The 17268-nt window shown below is 44.2% G+C and carries 15 protein-coding genes; 14 read left to right on the top strand and 1 reads right to left on the bottom strand.

Annotation, left to right across the window (positions count from 1 at the left end; all coding sequences use genetic code 11):
• The first annotated feature begins 4 nt into the window (after positions 1 to 4).
• The 14 genes from E2R66_RS24665 (at position 5) to E2R66_RS24600 (ending at position 15482) form a co-directional block, all read left to right on the top strand.
• A complete protein-coding gene (locus E2R66_RS24665) occupies positions 5 to 502 on the top strand; it encodes a NuoI/complex I 23 kDa subunit family protein (protein WP_133235997.1) in 498 nt (165 codons plus the stop codon).
• Between the two features lie 62 nt (positions 503 to 564).
• Positions 565 to 1077, top strand: a complete 513-nt coding sequence (locus tag E2R66_RS24660) for an NADH-quinone oxidoreductase subunit J family protein (protein WP_133235999.1) — start codon at positions 565 to 567, stop codon at positions 1075 to 1077.
• A complete protein-coding gene (nuoK, locus tag E2R66_RS24655; protein WP_133236001.1) occupies positions 1077 to 1406 on the top strand; it encodes an NADH-quinone oxidoreductase subunit NuoK in 330 nt (109 codons plus the stop codon). Before E2R66_RS24660 ends, nuoK begins: the two co-directional genes overlap by 1 nt.
• 65 nt (positions 1407 to 1471) lie before the next feature.
• Positions 1472 to 3376: an NADH-quinone oxidoreductase subunit L gene (gene nuoL / locus E2R66_RS24650; RefSeq protein WP_133236003.1), complete on the top strand. Its 1905-nt coding sequence runs from the start codon at positions 1472 to 1474 to the stop codon at positions 3374 to 3376.
• 24 nt (positions 3377 to 3400) lie between these two features.
• Entirely contained in the window at positions 3401 to 4867 is a 1467-nt protein-coding gene (locus E2R66_RS24645; protein ID WP_133236005.1) for a complex I subunit 4 family protein, read from the top strand.
• Between the two features lie 20 nt (positions 4868 to 4887).
• Positions 4888 to 6267, top strand: a complete 1380-nt coding sequence (locus E2R66_RS24640; protein ID WP_133236007.1) for an NADH-quinone oxidoreductase subunit N — start codon at positions 4888 to 4890, stop codon at positions 6265 to 6267.
• 53 nt (positions 6268 to 6320) lie between these two features.
• Complete coding sequence (locus tag E2R66_RS24635; RefSeq protein ID WP_133236009.1) at positions 6321 to 6968, top strand: DedA family protein; 648 nt, start codon at positions 6321 to 6323, stop codon at positions 6966 to 6968.
• Positions 6969 to 6983: 15 nt separating this feature from the next.
• Positions 6984 to 7529: an inorganic diphosphatase gene (locus E2R66_RS24630; protein WP_133236011.1), complete on the top strand. Its 546-nt coding sequence runs from the start codon at positions 6984 to 6986 to the stop codon at positions 7527 to 7529.
• A gap of 7 nt (positions 7530 to 7536) precedes the next feature.
• Complete coding sequence (locus E2R66_RS24625; protein WP_133236013.1) at positions 7537 to 8877, top strand: hemolysin family protein; 1341 nt, start codon at positions 7537 to 7539, stop codon at positions 8875 to 8877.
• 78 nt (positions 8878 to 8955) lie between these two features.
• Positions 8956 to 9666: a 16S rRNA (uracil(1498)-N(3))-methyltransferase gene (locus E2R66_RS24620; RefSeq protein ID WP_133236015.1), complete on the top strand. Its 711-nt coding sequence runs from the start codon at positions 8956 to 8958 to the stop codon at positions 9664 to 9666.
• The gene (locus E2R66_RS24615; protein WP_133236017.1) at positions 9663 to 10325 is read left to right on the top strand and encodes a DUF4159 domain-containing protein; all 663 of its coding nucleotides are present in this window, start codon (positions 9663 to 9665) and stop codon (positions 10323 to 10325) included. Before E2R66_RS24620 ends, E2R66_RS24615 begins: the two co-directional genes overlap by 4 nt.
• A gap of 63 nt (positions 10326 to 10388) precedes the next feature.
• The gene (locus E2R66_RS24610; protein ID WP_133236019.1) at positions 10389 to 10886 is read left to right on the top strand and encodes an acetyl-CoA carboxylase biotin carboxyl carrier protein subunit; all 498 of its coding nucleotides are present in this window, start codon (positions 10389 to 10391) and stop codon (positions 10884 to 10886) included.
• A gap of 130 nt (positions 10887 to 11016) precedes the next feature.
• The gene (locus E2R66_RS24605) at positions 11017 to 14070 is read left to right on the top strand and encodes a SusC/RagA family TonB-linked outer membrane protein (RefSeq protein ID WP_133236021.1); all 3054 of its coding nucleotides are present in this window, start codon (positions 11017 to 11019) and stop codon (positions 14068 to 14070) included.
• Between the two features lie 14 nt (positions 14071 to 14084).
• Positions 14085 to 15482, top strand: coding sequence for a RagB/SusD family nutrient uptake outer membrane protein (locus tag E2R66_RS24600; protein WP_133236023.1), 1398 nt, complete (start codon positions 14085 to 14087; stop codon positions 15480 to 15482).
• A 239-nt stretch (positions 15483 to 15721) separates the two neighbouring features.
• On the opposite strand, the gene E2R66_RS24595 is transcribed toward E2R66_RS24600, so the two are convergent.
• Positions 15722 to 17008 carry a T9SS type A sorting domain-containing protein gene (locus E2R66_RS24595; RefSeq protein WP_133236025.1) on the bottom strand — a complete coding sequence of 429 codons (1287 nt, stop codon included), beginning with the start codon at positions 17006 to 17008 and terminating at the stop codon, positions 15722 to 15724.
• Positions 17009 to 17268 lie beyond the last annotated feature (260 nt).

The following is a 17268-nucleotide window of genomic DNA, read 5'->3' as shown; positions in this document are numbered from 1 at the left end:
TAAAATGGAATCATTAAGTAATAAAAAGAAAGTTTTAGAAGTAAAGCCCCTCAATTTTTGGGAACGTGCTTACCTGCCTGCTATTGCAAAAGGCTTGAGCATTACCATGGGCCACTTCTTTAAAAAGCCGGTTACTATACAATATCCTGAGCAAAAACGCGAGTTTTCTGAAAACTTCAGGGGCCAACATTCCCTTAAACGCGACGAGAACGGTGCTGAACGTTGCACCGCCTGTGGCCTCTGCGCATTATCATGCCCTGCAGAAGCCATTACGATGACCGCTGCAGAACGCCAAAAAGACGAGGAGCATTTATATCGCGAAGAAAAATACGCCGCCGTTTACGAAATTAATATGCTGCGCTGTATATTTTGCGGCCTTTGCGAGGAAGCCTGTCCCAAGGAAGCCATCTATCTTGATGGTGACGTGGTAGCATCAGATTATCTGCGCAAGGATTTTATTTACGGTAAAGACAAATTAGTAGAAGCTCCCTTAAATCAATAACCAAAGTTTTATACCTTTGCCCAACCTTTTACACGGGCAGAAGTATTAGTAAAATATAAAACATGAGTACATTTTACTTCATCGCGTTTTTATCTATATTTTTCTCTATACTGGTTATTTCTGCGAAGAACCCGGTACACAGCATACTGTACCTTATACTTACCTTTTTTACGTTTACCGTACACTATATTTTAATGAACGCCCAGTTTTTGGCCATCGTAAACTTTATTGTTTACATGGGGGCTATACTGGTGTTGTTTTTATATACGCTTATGCTCATCAACCTCAATAAAGAGAGCGAGCCGGTAAAACCTTTTATGGTGAAACTGGCAGCGGTAGTAGGGGCGGGTATTTTATTGGTAGCGTTGGTATCGTCCTTAAAAATCGCCAACCATGCATCGGATCCGTTGGTGCTAAAAAACCCTAACCTGGGTTTGGTGAAAAACCTGGGTAAAGTATTATTTAAAGAGTTTTTATTGCCGTTTGAGGTGTCGTCGGTATTGCTGTTATCAGCAATGGTGGGCGCGGTTTTACTGGCAACAAAAGATAAAAAAGAACCAAAAGCAACCATCTGATGAACAGTATAGCCAATACCATCCACGCGGTGCCGCTTAACCACTATATATTATTAAGCACTATTATTTTTTCAATAGGTGTTATGGGCGTGCTTTTGCGCCGCAACGCTATAGTGATATTTATGTCGGTTGAGTTGATGCTTAACTCGGTTAACCTGTTGCTTACCGCTTTTTCGGTTTACCGCGGCGATGCAGCCGGGCAGGTTTTCGTGTTTTTCATTATGGCACTTGCCGCAGCAGAAGTTGCCGTTGGTTTGGCCATCATAGTAATGATATACCGTAACACCAATTCGATAGATATCAACGTGTTGAACAGGTTGAAATGGTAAGCTCATTTCGAATTTCGAATTTTCGATTTCGGATTTAAATAAGATAACAACGTACAACGGACACAATGGATAAATATATCTGGCTTATTCCTATCTTACCTTTAGCCGGTTTTGTGATAAACGGACTTGGGCGCAACACCTTGTCGAAAAGCGTTATCGGCGCTATCGGCAGTTTGCTGGTGCTGATTGCTTTCGGTATAAGCGCGCTTGCTTTTTTCCAGATAAAATCTAGCGGCGTACCAATAAACGTTACGCTTTTCAACTGGATTAGCGTAGGCGACATCAAAATACCATTTGCTTTCCTGGTAGATCAGCTTAGCTCCATCATGCTGTTGATCATCACAGGCGTTGGTTTCCTCATTCATTTATATTCTATCGGTTATATGCATGACGATGCCGGTTTCGGTAAGTTCTTTGCTTATTTGAACCTGTTCGTTTTCTTTATGCTACTGCTGGTAATGGGTAGCAACTATATCGTGATGTTTATTGGTTGGGAGGGCGTAGGCCTTTGTTCATACCTGCTTATCGGCTTTTGGTACACCAACGCCAGCTATGCCGATGCTGCCAAAAAGGCCTTTATCATGAACCGCATCGGCGACCTTGGCTTTTTACTTGGCGTATTCATTATCACTGCTGTGTTCAAAAGCGTTGAGTTTGCTACGATATTCCCCAAGGCTGCTACCATGATACGGGGCGATTCGATGTTCACCATTGTTACGCTGTTGCTTTTTGTTGGCGCTATTGGTAAATCGGCACAGTTACCGCTGTTTACCTGGCTGCCCGATGCGATGGCCGGTCCAACACCGGTTTCGGCATTGATACACGCTGCAACCATGGTTACGGCAGGTATCTACATGATCGCCCGATCAAACATCTTATTCACCATGGCACCACAAACCATGGAAGTAATTGCCATAGTAGGTTTAACTACGGCTTGTTTTGCCGCACTGATCGCGCTAACGCAAACCGACATCAAGAAGGTACTCGCATATTCTACCGTATCTCAATTAGGTTATATGTTTTTGGGTTTGGGCGTTGGTGCTTACACCGGCTCGTTCTTCCATGTGTTAACACACGCCTTCTTTAAGGCCTTGTTGTTCCTGGGTGCAGGCTCGGTTATCCATGCCATGAGCGGCGAGCAGGATATGCGTAAGATGGGTGGACTGAAAGGCAAGATCAAAATTACCTTTATTACGATGCTTATCGGCACCATCGCCATTGCCGGTATACCTCCTTTCTCGGGCTTCTTCTCTAAAGACGAAATTTTAGCAGCGGCCTTTGCGCACAGCACTACTTTTTATGTAGTAGGTGTAATCACGGCTATGCTTACCTCTTTCTATATGTTCCGGATGATGTACCTTACCTTTTGGGGTAAGTTCCGCGGCACTCACGAGCAAGAACACCACTTACATGAGTCGCCACCGAGCATGACCATTCCGCTCATCGTATTGGCGATATTATCAGCCATTGGCGGTTTTATAGGTGTACCTGCTGTACTAGGTGGCCACCACGAATTAGGCGCATACCTGGCGCCGGTGTTCGAAGCGTCAACAAAAATATTAGGCGAACACGAGCTGAGCCACAGCACCGAAAAGACGCTGATGGGTATTTCGGTACTGCTTGCATTTATTGCGATGGCATATGCCTATTTCAAACATGTAAAAGGCGGCAGCTTGCCTGTGGGCGACGAAGAAGAGCGCCCGGCACTAACGAACCTTTCTTACCATAAATTTTATATCGACGAGTTGTATGATACCATCATACGCAAGCCGCTTGATTTCCTTTCTGAATTTTTCTACAAAGTAGTTGAGCAGCTTGGTATAGATGGGCTGGTAAATGGCTTAGGTAAAGGCACCCTGGAGACAAGTAAGGGCCTGCGCCTGTTGCAAACAGGTAATGTTGGTTTCTACATATTTATGATGGTGGTGGGTATTATTGCCATTTTGGTTTACGGTTTAATTAAAATATAAAACGATAGCGTTTTACCCAATAAAATGACGGTTAGCATTTTACTTTTTTTACCGATTTTGGCAGCCCTTGCGGTACTGCTGTTTAAGAACGAAGTGGCCAAACATGTTGCTATGTTTTTTGCCATTGCCGAACTGGCCCTTGCCCTTTATTTCCTGAACGGCTTCGTGGCAGATGCATCGCTGCAGTATTCTATAGATGTCCCTTGGATAAAACAGTTCGGCATTTATTTTAAGGCAGGCATCGATGGTATTAGTATGGTGATGGTATTGCTTACCACCGTGTTGGTTCCGTTGATTATCCTTACAACTTACGAGCATCAGTACAAAAACGCTAAAGCATTCTATGCCCTTATCTTATTTATGCAAGCAGGCTTGCTAACGGTGTTTACAGCATTCGATGGTTTCTTGTTTTACGTGGGCTGGGAAGCGGCACTGATCCCTATTTACTTCATCTGTGCTTTATGGGGCGGCGAAAACCGTATTCGCGTAAATATTAAATTCTTCATCTATACTTTCGCAGGGTCCTTGTTTATGCTGGTAGCCATTATTTACCTATACCTGCAAACCCCGACAAAAGATTACGATCTGGAACACTTCTACGCTTTAAGTTTAGATGCAAAGCAGCAGTCCTGGGTATTCCTGGCTTTCTTTTTGGCCTTTGCTATCAAGATGCCGATATTCCCTTTCCATACCTGGCAGCCGGATACTTATACCGAAGCACCAACTGCGGGCACCATGATGCTATCAGGTATTATGCTGAAGATGGGTATTTATGGCGTTATCCGCTGGTTGATACCAAACGCACCTGTAGGCTTTTTAACCTGGGGTAACATCGCTATTATATTATCAGTAATTGGTATCATTTATGCATCCATTATTGCCTTTAAGCAAACCGATGGTAAACGTTTGGTTGCCTACTCGTCTATTGCGCACGTTGGCCTGATAGCCGCCGGTATTTTCGCCTGGAATATTTATGGTGTACAAGGTGCCATGATACAGATGGTAAGCCACGGCATCAACGTGGTGGGGATGTTCTTTATATGGGACATCATCAGCAGGCGTTTAAACACAAGAGATATTGATAAACTTGGCGGTATAGCCAAAGTAGCGCCGAACTTTGCCATTGCGTTTTTGATAATCGTTTTGGGCACGGTTGCACTACCTTTAACAAATGGTTTCGTAGGAGAGTTCCTGTTATTGAGAGGCGTTTTTGGATGGAGTATCCCAACTGCGGCAATTGCAGGTACTACCATTATATTGGGTGCAGTTTATATGTTGCGCATGTACAAAAACGTGATGCAAGGCGAATTGAACGAGCTTACCGCAACCTTTACGGATATCAAAGGATCTGAGAAACTTGCCTTAGGCATTATCTGCGCGCTGATAATCGTTATCGGCGTTTATCCGCAACCCTTGCTGCATATTTCCGAAGCCTCTGTTACCAATTTGCTGGAAACGGTTAGCCATAAATTTATTACAACGAAATTTTAAAGTACAGATATTATTAGCTAATGACCACTTTAATCATCATATCTGTTTTGCCTATCGTACTGCTGTACCTGGGTTTATATAAGGCCCAGAAAGCACTTTTGCCGGTAACTATAGTAGGCATGCTGATTGCGCTGGCTGCCGCCGTTATGCAATGGAATACTAATGCACAGCCAATTTATAACGGCATGATGCTTTTTGATAACTTCTCAGTGGTGTTTTCAGTAGGCAGTATCGTTTCTACTATACTGATTCTGATGCTTTCTAAAGGATATTTTGAGAAGATAAGCAGCCATATTGCAGAGTACTACGCCATTATCCTGTTTTCGCTGGCTGGTATCATTGTGATGGTGAGTTTCCACAACTTAACCATGCTGTTTGTAGGTATCGAAATCATGTCGGTAAGCTTATACATCCTGGCCGGTATCCGCAAGAACGACTTTGCATCTAACGAAGCTGCTTTGAAATACTTCCTGATGGGCGCTTTCTCAACAGGTTTCCTATTATTTGGTATTACGCTTATTTATGGCTCAACCGGCTCGTTCGATCTGGATGTTATCCGCGATTGGGTGGTGACCCATCCGAAGAGCCATGATGCATTATTTTATACAGGTATATTGCTCATCATTGTAGGCCTTTGCTTTAAAGTAGGTGCTGCTCCCTTCCATTTCTGGACGCCCGACGTTTACGAAGGCGCGCCTGCGTTAATCACGGCTTTCATGTCTACCGTAGTTAAGGCAGCGGGCTTCGCAGCATTTTACAGATTGTTTTCGGTTAGCTTCAGCACGGTATCTTCGTTTTGGTCGCCGGTGATATTGGTTATTACCATCGCTACATTATTTATAGGCAACATCACCGCGCTTTATCAGCAAAGCTTCAAGCGTATGCTGGCGTTCTCCAGTATATCGCATGCAGGCTATTTGTTATTTGCCATCGTGGCTTTGGGCGCGGCATCAGCCAATTCGATATTTGTTTATGCTACGGCATATTCCATTGCTTCTATCATTGCATTCGGTGCTTTGGTATTGGTGAGGCAGCAAACCGGTACCGATAACTTCGAAGGTTTTAACGGGCTGGCCCGTAAAAATCCATTCCTGGCTTTTGCGCTTACAATCAGTATGCTTTCGTTGGCGGGCATCCCGTTAACGGCGGGCTTTATTGGTAAGTTCTTCATGTTCTCGGGGGCCTTGTTGCAATATAAATACCTCATGGTAATTATTGCGGTAATCAATGCCATCATCAGTATATTCTATTATTTCAGGGTGATCATTGCCATGTATTTCCGTAGTGCAGAGCGCACCGAAGTACTTGTACCGGCTTATTACAAATTCGTTTTTGGCTTCTCGGTACTTGTTACGATAGCCATAGGTATTTACCCCGAATTGATATCACGCCTTATTTAATTTATTGCTAAAGCATTTTCCATATAATATTTGTAGTTTTACGGATATACTTAATGGGAGATTTTTGGGAATACCTGCAGAATTTGACCGATGCGAAATCCATTATTAGCAATGGCGGTTTTTACCTGTTGCTTATAGTGGTTTATGCCGAGACTGGTTTGTTCTTTGGTTTTTTCCTACCGGGCGATTATCTTTTATTTTTGGCAGGTATATTAACCGCCGCAGGCATTATAGAGGTGCCCGTTTATATTCTGGTACCATCGTTAATAGTAGCCGGTATTTTGGGCAACTATACGGGGTACTGGTTTGGCTACCGAACGGGGCCCGTGCTCTTCAATAAAAACGATTCCTTATTTTTTAAGAAGCGTTACATAGCAGTTGCCGAGGAGTTTTACGACAAATACGGTGGCATGGCTTTGATTTTAGGCAGATTTTTCCCGATAGTTAGGACATTTGCGCCTATATTTGCAGGTGTTGTAAAAGTAGATTTCAAAAAGTTTACTTTATATAACATCATCGGCAGCGTGGCATGGGTTAGCATTTTAACGCTGGCCGGATATTTTTTAGGCAGGAGGTTCCCGCAACTGAAAGATTACCTGCAATACATCATACTTGGATTAATAATAGTAACAACCGTTCCGTTGATTATCGCTTTTGTAAAAAAGAAACTGACGAAGGCGAATGACGAACAACAACAGTAATATAACACATACTAAATGAGCACACAACATCCATGGCACCAGGTTTCTCCCGGAGAAAACGTTCCCGAAATAGTAAATGCGATAATAGAAATACCTAAAGGCTCTAAGGCTAAATACGAAATTGATAAAGATTCGGGCTTGTTGAAGCTAGACCGCGTTTTATTTTCTTCAGTGATGTACCCTGCCAATTACGGCTTTATACCGCAAACCTATTGCGATGATAAGGATCCATTGGATATTTTGGTACTTTGTTCGATAGACGTTTACCCGATGAGTATTATCGAAGCAAAAGTAGTTGGGGTGATGCACATGGTTGATAATGGCGAGCAGGATGACAAGATCATCGCGGTAGCAAAAAACGACATGTCGGTAAATTACATTAACGATTTGAACGAGTTGCCGCCACACGCCATGACGGAAATTGTGCGTTTCTTTAAAGACTATAAAAAACTGGAAGGCAAAAACGTAACTATTGAGCACCTGCTTGGTTTACGTTATGCCCATAAAGTAATTGCCGAATCCCTGGAATTGTATAAAACTACTTTTCCTGTTTACCAATAAATAATTGATGGACCCCGCGCATTACGAGATAAATGGCTTTTATATAATAGCAACCATATTTTTGGTGCTGCTCAACGGTTTTTTTGTAGCCGCCGAGTTTGCCATGGTAAGGGTACGCGGCTCGCAAATAGAGCTCAAGGCCAAAAGTGGCAGCGGCGTTGCCAAGGTTGCCCGTGGCATATTACACAATTTGGATGGTTACCTGGCTGCTACGCAGCTGGGTATTACCATTGCTTCGCTGGGGCTAGGTGTGGTAGGTGAAGAAGTTGCTACAAACATCGTTATACGCGGCTTCCTAAGTGTGGGCATACAACTTAGCCCTTTCTTCATTTCTCTTAGTCACGGCCTGGCATTTGCAACCATTACTATACTGCATATTGTTTTTGGGGAGTTAGCGCCAAAATCTATAGCCATACAAAAATCTGTACGTACAACGCTGGCAGTATCATTACCGCTGCGGTTCTTTTTTGTAGCTGCGAGGCCTTTTATATGGTTGCTTAACGGATTCGCTAATTTCATCCTGAAGCTGATGGGTGTTACCACTTTAGAAGGTGGCGAAGCGCATCATAGTTCCGAAGAATTACAATACCTATTAGATCAGGGTAAGGAAAGCGGCGCGCTCGATTCAACCGAGCATGAACTAATTCAGAACGTTTTTGATTTTAACGAACGCGTGGTGAAGAACATCATGGTGCCGCGTACAAAAATATCAGGTATAGAGGTTGATACGCCTACCCACGAGCTTTTAGAGATATTGATAACCGAAGGTTATTCGCGTATGCCGGTTTATGATGACGTTATAGATAAGATCATCGGTATTGTGCACGCCAAAGATGTGTTACCGTTACTGGCCAGGGGGGAAGAAATTGTGTTGAAGAACATCATACGCAAGCCTTACTTTATCCCGGAGACCAAAAAGATAAACGACCTGATGGCCGAGCTGCAGCAGAAGCGTATACAGATTGCTATCGTGTCTGACGAGTTTGGCGGCACCGCCGGCATGGTTACCCTGGAAGATATTGTAGAAGAATTGGTGGGCGAGATACAGGATGAGTTTGACGAGGAAAAACCCATCGTTGAAAAGATAAACGAACGCGAGTTTGTGGTAAATGCCCTTGCGCCGATATACGACGTGAACGAGCACCTGCCGCACGATTTGCCCGAGGATGGCGACTTTGATACCGTATCGGGCTGGTTGGGCGATATATTCGGTAAAATACCGGATGTGGGCGAACAAAAGGAATCTAACGGCTACAACATTACCGTACTAAAAAAATCCGACCAGAACATCGAATCGGTTAAGCTGGAATTACTGATAAACGAAGAAGACGCTGTAGACCTGCATTGATAATTTCTACTCATTTTATCTATACGGATATTTTAATGATAGCTTTGTGCTTTCAGCTTTAGGCTTTTAGCTTTTACTATGCAGCTTTTTTATACGCCCGATATCAATCCCACCGTATCCCAATACTTTTTAAGCGAAGAAGAAAGCAAGCACGCCGTGCGTGTATTGCGTTTAGTAAATGGCGATGCCGTTACGCTGGTAGACGGCAAGGGCGGTATGTACCATGCCGAAATTAAGGATGCGCACCCCAAGCGCACCATACTGCAAATAAATGCTGTTGTTACAGGCTTTAATAAACGGAACCATTACCTGCACATAGCTGTAGCGCCTACAAAAAATATAGAGCGCACCGAGTGGTTTTTGGAAAAAGCTACGGAGATTGGCGTAGATGAAGTTTCGCTCATCATCTGCCAACGATCCGAGCGCAAAGAGGCTAAAGTAGAGCGGCTCAATAAAATCATCACATCAGCTGTAAAACAATCCATCAAAGCATATCACCCCATATTGAACGAGGCGGTAACGTTCAGCCAATTCTTGAAGCAACCTTTCGAGGGGCAAAAATTCATGGCACACTGTGCCGACGGCGAAAAACTGGCACTGGCACAATCTTTGGATAAACAAGGCCGTTATTTGATATTGATAGGTCCTGAGGGCGATTTTAGTCCAGCCGAAATAGATATGGCTTTGCAAAACGGATTTAAAGCCATAACTTTAGGTGAAAGCCGCCTGCGTACCGAAACCGCCGCGCTGGAAGCTTGCTTCGAAGTCAACTTTTTGAACCGGATATGAGGAAACCCTTTGTTTATGTTGCCGCCATTGCTATGCTGCTGTGCGTGAGCAGTTTTAGCGAGCCGTCGTATAAAATGGGTCGAATTAAATACAACGGAGGAGGAGATTGGTACGGTGATCGCACCGCGCTCATTAATCTCATCAAATTCTGTAATGAGAACCTGAAGACCAACTTTCAGCCCGATGAGGAAACCGTTGAGGTAGGCAGCGAAGAATTGTTTAACTACCCCTTTACGTTTATGACCGGCCACGGCAACGTGATATTTACCGATCAGGAAGCCAAAAACCTGCGGAAGTATTTAACAGGTGGTGGTTTTTTGCATATCGACGATAACTACGGTTTCGATCAGTTTATACGTCCGCAAATGAGAAAGGTATTCCCCGAACTTGAATTTGTGGAACTGCCGGTCAATTACGCCATCTACCACCAAAAGTACAACTTCCCCACAGGCCTGCCAAAGGTACACGAGCACGACGGCAAACGCCCGCAAGGTTTCGGTTTGATATACAAAGGACGATTGGTATGCTATTACACCTACCAATGCGATTTGGGCAATGGCTGGGAAGATTTAGGAACCTACCCGGGCGATAGCCAGGAAACAAGGCTGAAAGCCCTGCGGATGGGGGCTAATTTGGTGCAGTATGTGTTTACGAAGTAGTAAGTAACACAGCTTCTCAAATTTTGTGAATGCTAAAATTCTGTAAATCCTGATTCAGACGATATGTATAAGATAAAGGTAAATAACCGGCACGATTTCGAAATAGATAAACAAGCAGATGGCTTGTTGGTGAATAATGTTACGGTAAATGCAGATATAGCGACGCTGAACCCCACCTTGTACCATATTATCAATAACCACGCATCTTACAATGCAGAGGTGGTGAGTTTTGATAGAGCGGCAAAAACTGCCGAAATTAAAGTAAATAACAATACCTATATCGTATCTGCAAAAGATGAATTTGATATACTGCTGGATAAAATGGGTATGAATAATGCGGCAACATTACGGATTAGCGATATAAAGGCTCCCATGCCGGGGCTGGTACTTAAGGTTTTTGCCGAAGAGGGAGCAGAGGTGAAAAAGGGAGATAATCTTTTTGTACTGGAAGCGATGAAGATGGAGAACATCATAAAATCACCCGCGGATGTTGTAGTTAAAGCAATTAAAATCAAACCCGGCGATAAAGTAGAAAAAGGGCAGATATTAATGATATTTTAACGTTTAGTTTCCCGAAACCTTCCATTGTTTTAATAAAATATTAACAAAAGGCACCAATACTTGTGCCTTTTGTTGCTTTTATGCTTTTTTTTTGTGAACTTACTTCTTCAATTCACTTAACTAATCTCGCATGAAGAAATTTCTACTCTCATTCCTGCTGTTTTTTACCTGCGTAACGCTGGCATTTAGCCAAAATGTTGCCGTTACAGGTAAAGTAACAGATCAGAAGGACGGCTCAGCGTTACCGGGAGTAACCGTGTCCGTTAAAGGTTCTCCCTCCATCGGTACACAAACCGATATTAACGGTAAGTACACTTTGTCTGTACCCACAGGCAAAGTGCTTGTATTTAAATACATCGGCTACAAAGATCTGGAACAAACCGTAACAGGCAGCGTTTTGAATGCGGTATTGGAAACAGATGCCAAAGTGCTAAACGAAGTAGTGGTAGTAGGTTACGGTACGCAAAGCAGACGTGCGCTTACCGGTTCGGTATCTAAAATAAAAGGTAGCGATATAGAAAATATCCCTGTACCAAGTTTGGAGTCGGCCATACAGGGCCGTTCCCCGGGTGTTTACATTCAGGCGCAAAACGGTAAACTAGGGCAGGGGATACAAGTACGTATCCGTGGTGCTTCGTCGGTATCGGCGGGTAATCAGCCCTTGTACGTTGTAGATGGTTTACCCATTACGGTAGATGATTTTTCGAGCAACGGAGCATCTACCAACCCATTGGTAGATTTGAACCAGAACGATATCGAATCTATCGACATATTGAAAGATGCGTCGGCTGCTGCTATATATGGTTCAAGGGCTTCTAATGGCGTAGTTTTGGTAACTACTAAAAAAGGTAAAGCCGGCGACACCAAGATAACTTATAACCAGTACTACGGTTTTAGCAAACCTACAGGCGAGCGTAAGTTCTTAAATTCTGAGCAGTATGTTACTTTGCTCCGCGAAGCAGGAGCCGCAGGCGGTTATTCTACAAATTCAATTGAAGCAAGGTTAAAAAGATATGCAGCGGGTAGTGATAATTATAAAACCTATGATGTAAATACCGATTGGCAGAATGAGATAACGCAGCATGCCCCGGTACAAAACTATAATTTAGTGCTATCGGGCGGTACTGATAAAACCAAGTTTTACATCTCAGGTACCTATAACGATCAAAAGGGCTACCTTATTGGTAACGCCTTAAACCAATACAGCCTGCGTACCAATATTAGCAACCAGGCTAATAAATGGCTGGAGATTGGTGCCAACCTCAGCGTATCGCGTACAAAGAACTTCCGTTTATCTAATGATGACCAGTTCTCTACGCCGGAGCAAATTGTGGCCTTATCACCTATTACGCCCGTAATAGATCCACGCACCGGTTTATTAAGTGGTGTGTTAGATGCCTCAACCGGCAACCCCAATACTAATTTCCCGGTTTATTATAACCCGTTGATCAACTCACAGAACGCTTATTACAATACCATTGATTTCCGTAACCTGGGTAATGCATTTGCACAGGTTAAATTCTCTAACTCATTAAGCTTCCGCTCAGAAGTTGGGGTAGATATATTGAATTCCAGCGAGGATAGCTACGCAGGCAGTGCAACTGCGCGTAACTCGGGCACAAGCAACGGTGTTGGCTTCAATTCTTCGGTAACTGCAACCAACTTCAATACCAACAACTTTTTGCAGTACATTCAAAATTTTGGCAAAAGTAGTATTAATGCTGTGGGTGGTATGAGCTATCAGCGCCAGCAAAACGATCTTAACTCTATTAGTGGCGATCAGTTCCCAAGCGATGCTTATAAAAAACTCATCAGCTCGGCTGATATTACCGGTGCTTCATCTACTTCTACCGCTTACTCGTTGTTATCGTATTTCGCGAGGGCCAACTATGCTTTCGACGATAAATACTTGTTATCAGTAAGCGGCCGTGTAGATGGTTCATCGCGTTTTGGTACCAATAACCGCTATGGTTTCTTCCCTGCTGGTTCTGTGGGATGGGTGGTTTCCCAGGAAAACTTCATGAAAAACCAAACCTTAATATCAGAATTGAAACTGCGGGCCAGCTACGGTATCACGGGTAACTCGGAGATAGGTAACTTCCCTTCGCGTGGCTTGTTCTCAGCTTTTGGCTACGCGGGCGTTGCCGGTTCAAGGCCTACGCAATTGCCTAACCCCAACCTTAAATGGGAAACCTCGGCAACCAGCGATATCGGTTTAGATATCGGATTCTTCGGTGGCCGCTTATCTGGTCAGTTTGATGTTTACCTCAAGAAAACCAAAGATCTGTTATTGAATGTCCAGGTTCCGGCCACATCGGGCTTTACAACTATTACCCAAAACTTAGGCAAACTACAGAACAAAGGTTTGGAGATACAGGTCGATTCGAAAAACCTGGTGGGTAAAGTTACCTGGAGCACCAGCGTAAACTTCTCTGTTAACCGCAACAAAATTACCGACCTGAAAGGCCAGGTAATAACCGGTAGCGGCGATGCTGTTAACCGTGCCGTTGAAGGCCAGCCATTGGGCGTATTCTACACTGTGGAATTTGCCGGTGCCGACCCTGCCAACGGGGATGCCTTATATTACAAAAATACTGATTTAGGCAACGGCCAGCGCGACCGTACCACAACCAACGATTACAACCAGGCTACACCAGTAGTAGTTGGCAACCCCAATCCTGATTTTATAGCAGGTTTAAATAACACTGTTACTTACGCTGGTTTCGACTTTAGCTTTTTGCTACAGCAGGTACATGGCGACGACATTTATAACGGCGCCGGCCAGTACATGTCTGTAGGTTTCAATAACGGTGCGGATAACCAAACCATCGATCAGTTGAAAGCCTGGAAAAACCCGGGTGATATTACGAATGTCCCCCAGGCACGCTTGTTTGGCGGTAATGGCGTAAACCCGAGTTCAAGGTATTTGGAAAGTGGCTCATACGTGCGCTTAAAGAATATTATTTTAGGTTACAACTTTTCTAAAGGATTGCTTAGCAAACTTAAGCTGCGCAGCCTGAGGGTGTACGCGCAGGCTACCAACTTGATTACCTGGACAAAATACTCAGGTTGGGACCCGGAACTTAACTCGGATGCGTTCTCTGGTAACATAACCCAGAACTACGACTTTTACGCAGCTCCGCAGGCTAAGACAATTACTTTTGGTATAAACGTTGGATTTTAATTAAGCTGAAGGAAATGAAAAAGACAAAATATTTAATATTAGCATTAAGCACATTTGCTTTGCTATACAACTCCGGATGCCAAAAACAACTGGATATAAAGCCACAAAACGCTGTAGAATCTTCTGTAGCCTTAAAAACGTCTAAAGATGTGGAAGGTGTGCTTATTGGGGCTTACACTGCCGCAGCACTAAGGGGCCTTTACGGCGGGCGTTTTCAATCCACCACCGATTTTTTAGCAGATGATGGTGATTTTGCTTACTTCGGTACCTTTTCTGATTATACCGAACTAAATAACAAAGCGATAACCATAAATAACGGCTTTGTTGAAGGTGTATGGAACACCGGCTATAACGCTATTGGCGTATGTAATACGGTATTGGCAAACTTAAACCTGGTAGACCCGGTTAAAAAAGCCAGGGTTGAAGGCGAAGCTAAGTTCCTGCGTGGTATGATTTACTTCGATTTAGCCAGGGTGTTTGGAAAGGCCTGGAACGATGGCGCACCGGCTTCAAACCTTGCCGTACCTATAGTGCTTACGCCAACTACGGCGATTGCCGATATTCAAAACGTGAAACGCAATACCGTAGCAGAAGTTTATGCACAGGCTATTGCAGATTTACAGGTTGCCGAGACTAACCTTACCACGGATAAATCTACTTACGCAAGTTCAGGAGCGGCTTCGGCCATATTGGCCAGGATATATCTTACACAAGAGAAATACGATTTGGCAGAAGCTGAAGCAACTAAGATAATTGGCAGCGGCACTTATAGCCTTGTAGAACATTTTAGTGATGAGTTTCAGGTGAAAGAACAGGCTACCCGCGTTTTTAATACTTCGGAGGATATCTTCGCTATACAGATTTCCAACCAATCGGGCTACAATGCGCTTAATGAGGTTTACGCGTCTTCGGCCTTCGCCGGTCGCGAAGAAACTTACTTATTCGGCCAGTTTTTTGATCGCTTTGAAGCGGGCGATGACCGGGTGAATGAAGTTACCGATGATTCTTTCACATCTAAATTTAACAACGCCTTTGGCAACGTGGTGGTAATTCGCCTTGCAGAGATATATCTGATAAGGGCTGAGGCAAGGATATTTAAATCATCTCCTGATTTAGCAGGTGCCGCGGCCGACATCAACGTTGTTCGCAAAAGGGCATTGCTTGATAATACCACCGCAGCCACAGCAGCCGAATTGCTTGATGCCGTAAAGTACGAACGCCATGCCGAGCTTACCTTTGAAGGCTTTCAACTATTCGACCTGAAGCGCTACAAAGGCACAACTTACTCGGTAGACGGCGATGGAAATCATCTTGATGCCTTCCCATGGAACTCGCCAAAATTGATATTCCCGATACCGAAACGCGAGCGTGATGCCAACCCGCAACTAACACAAAACGAAGGGTATCAGTAGTAACCCATCCTATACAAACAGAAAACCCCGGAGCCAATCAGCTTCGGGGTTTTCTGTTTGTAGCCAATTCCGATAACTAGGCTTTGTTTGACACTTATTCCACCATTCCCTGTTGCACCCTTAGCGAGAATTTGTATTGAATAACCTATAGAGGAGCTGGCTCAAAAATGCATTGTGGTCAGTTTGACCATTTATGCTAAACCGGAAACCTGTCTGGCTTAGTATTTAATTATATCCACTTAATTTACAATGAATTGTTTCCTGATTAGTTCATCGCCGTGATGTATATGTACATAATAGGTGTTTTTTGGCAGCTTGCTCACATCCAACGACAGTTTGCCCCCGGCATTGGTATATCCTTTTGCTACCACTTTGCCTAAGCCGTTCAAGAGCTCTACAAAATAACCTTTAAACGTAGTTGATGCCGTTTTGGAAGATGTTTGCTTTGCCTGTACGGTGTCTGTTTCTTCGGGTGTGTAAGCAATATTAAGTTGCGACGACGAAGGGTTTGGGAAAACAGCAAAGCTTGCGCGGCCTCCTTTTCCTCCGCATGTTTTTACAACTACTATAACGTTACTTGGGCTGCTATAGCCACAGGCATTGATAGCGTATAAAGCCAAATGATAAGTGCCCGGCCCGGTGCCGGATGTTAATACCTTGCTTGCGCCGGCTCCGCCAACTATGTATTGATAAGCCCGGTGATCACCAGAAGAAACCGGGATAGAAGAGTTATAATCAGGGTTGGCATGATAGGGTTCTATATCGGTATCGTTTGAGTAACACGTATAACTTGTTGCACAGGAATTTTGGATAACCACAAGATGGCCCGCTAAACCTTGCGTACAAATGGTTACATCGGCAGTTGTTGACGGGTTGGGATAAGGCACACCGGTACATATAGTAAAGTTATCGAGTACTATGGTGCTGTTGCCGGTGTTATCCTGGCAGGGCGAGGTGATGGTTGCGCCTAAAGTAGCGCCACCGTTTGTGGCATACTGCAGGGTAACACTCGACCCGTTATTGGGGCCAACGATAGTTGCACCGCTGCCGGTCACCGTCCATAATATAGTACCGGAAGCCGGGTTGCTGATGCTATAGGTTTGATTTATTCCCGTACAGATGGTAGTCGCACCGGAAATGGCGGGCTTTAAGCCCGGTGCAAACAATTGTGGAGTTACGGTTGTAGCCGGGTGTAATACGGTACCGCCGCACAGCGTAACGTTTGCTGTTACGGTTTTTGGGCCTATGTTGGTTGCAGTAGGCGTAACCGTAATACTGGTGGTGGTGCTTGTCCCTGTCCAGCCAGGGGGCAATGTCCAGCTTATGGCGGATGCGCAGCTGCCGTTGACCAAAGTGTATACTAAGGGTGCACTGCTGCCGCATACAACAGTAGTAGGCCCCGAAACAGAAAGATTGTTGTTAAGTACAACGGTGGTTTGCTGAGGGTTGCTGTAACTTACATAAGCCGAACCGGTGTACGTATAACCGCGTACTTTAACAGCACCGGCGTGGCAGCCATCAGGCATTAGTACTAAGCCATTATATAAACCGGGAATGTTTTTAACAGTTGTTCCGTTGCTGATTGTACCATCCGGGTACTTCCAGCCGGTTGGTATAGTCCACTCGTATCCATCAATGGGGGTGCTGCCGCCGCTATAATTATAATTTTAGGATTATGTATTTAGTTCGCATTTAATCATTTTGTAATTTACGGGTTTAGCCTCGGTCATTCTGGTTATAAGTTTATCAAAAATTGAGTTCATATGCCCCCTTCTGTTAAAACGGA

Origin of the sequence: Mucilaginibacter psychrotolerans, assembly GCF_004519315.1 — a bacterium.
In the GTDB taxonomy this organism is placed as follows: Bacteria; Bacteroidota; Bacteroidia; order Sphingobacteriales; family Sphingobacteriaceae; genus Mucilaginibacter; species Mucilaginibacter psychrotolerans.
This window is presented reverse-complemented; position numbering and strand designations above follow the sequence as displayed.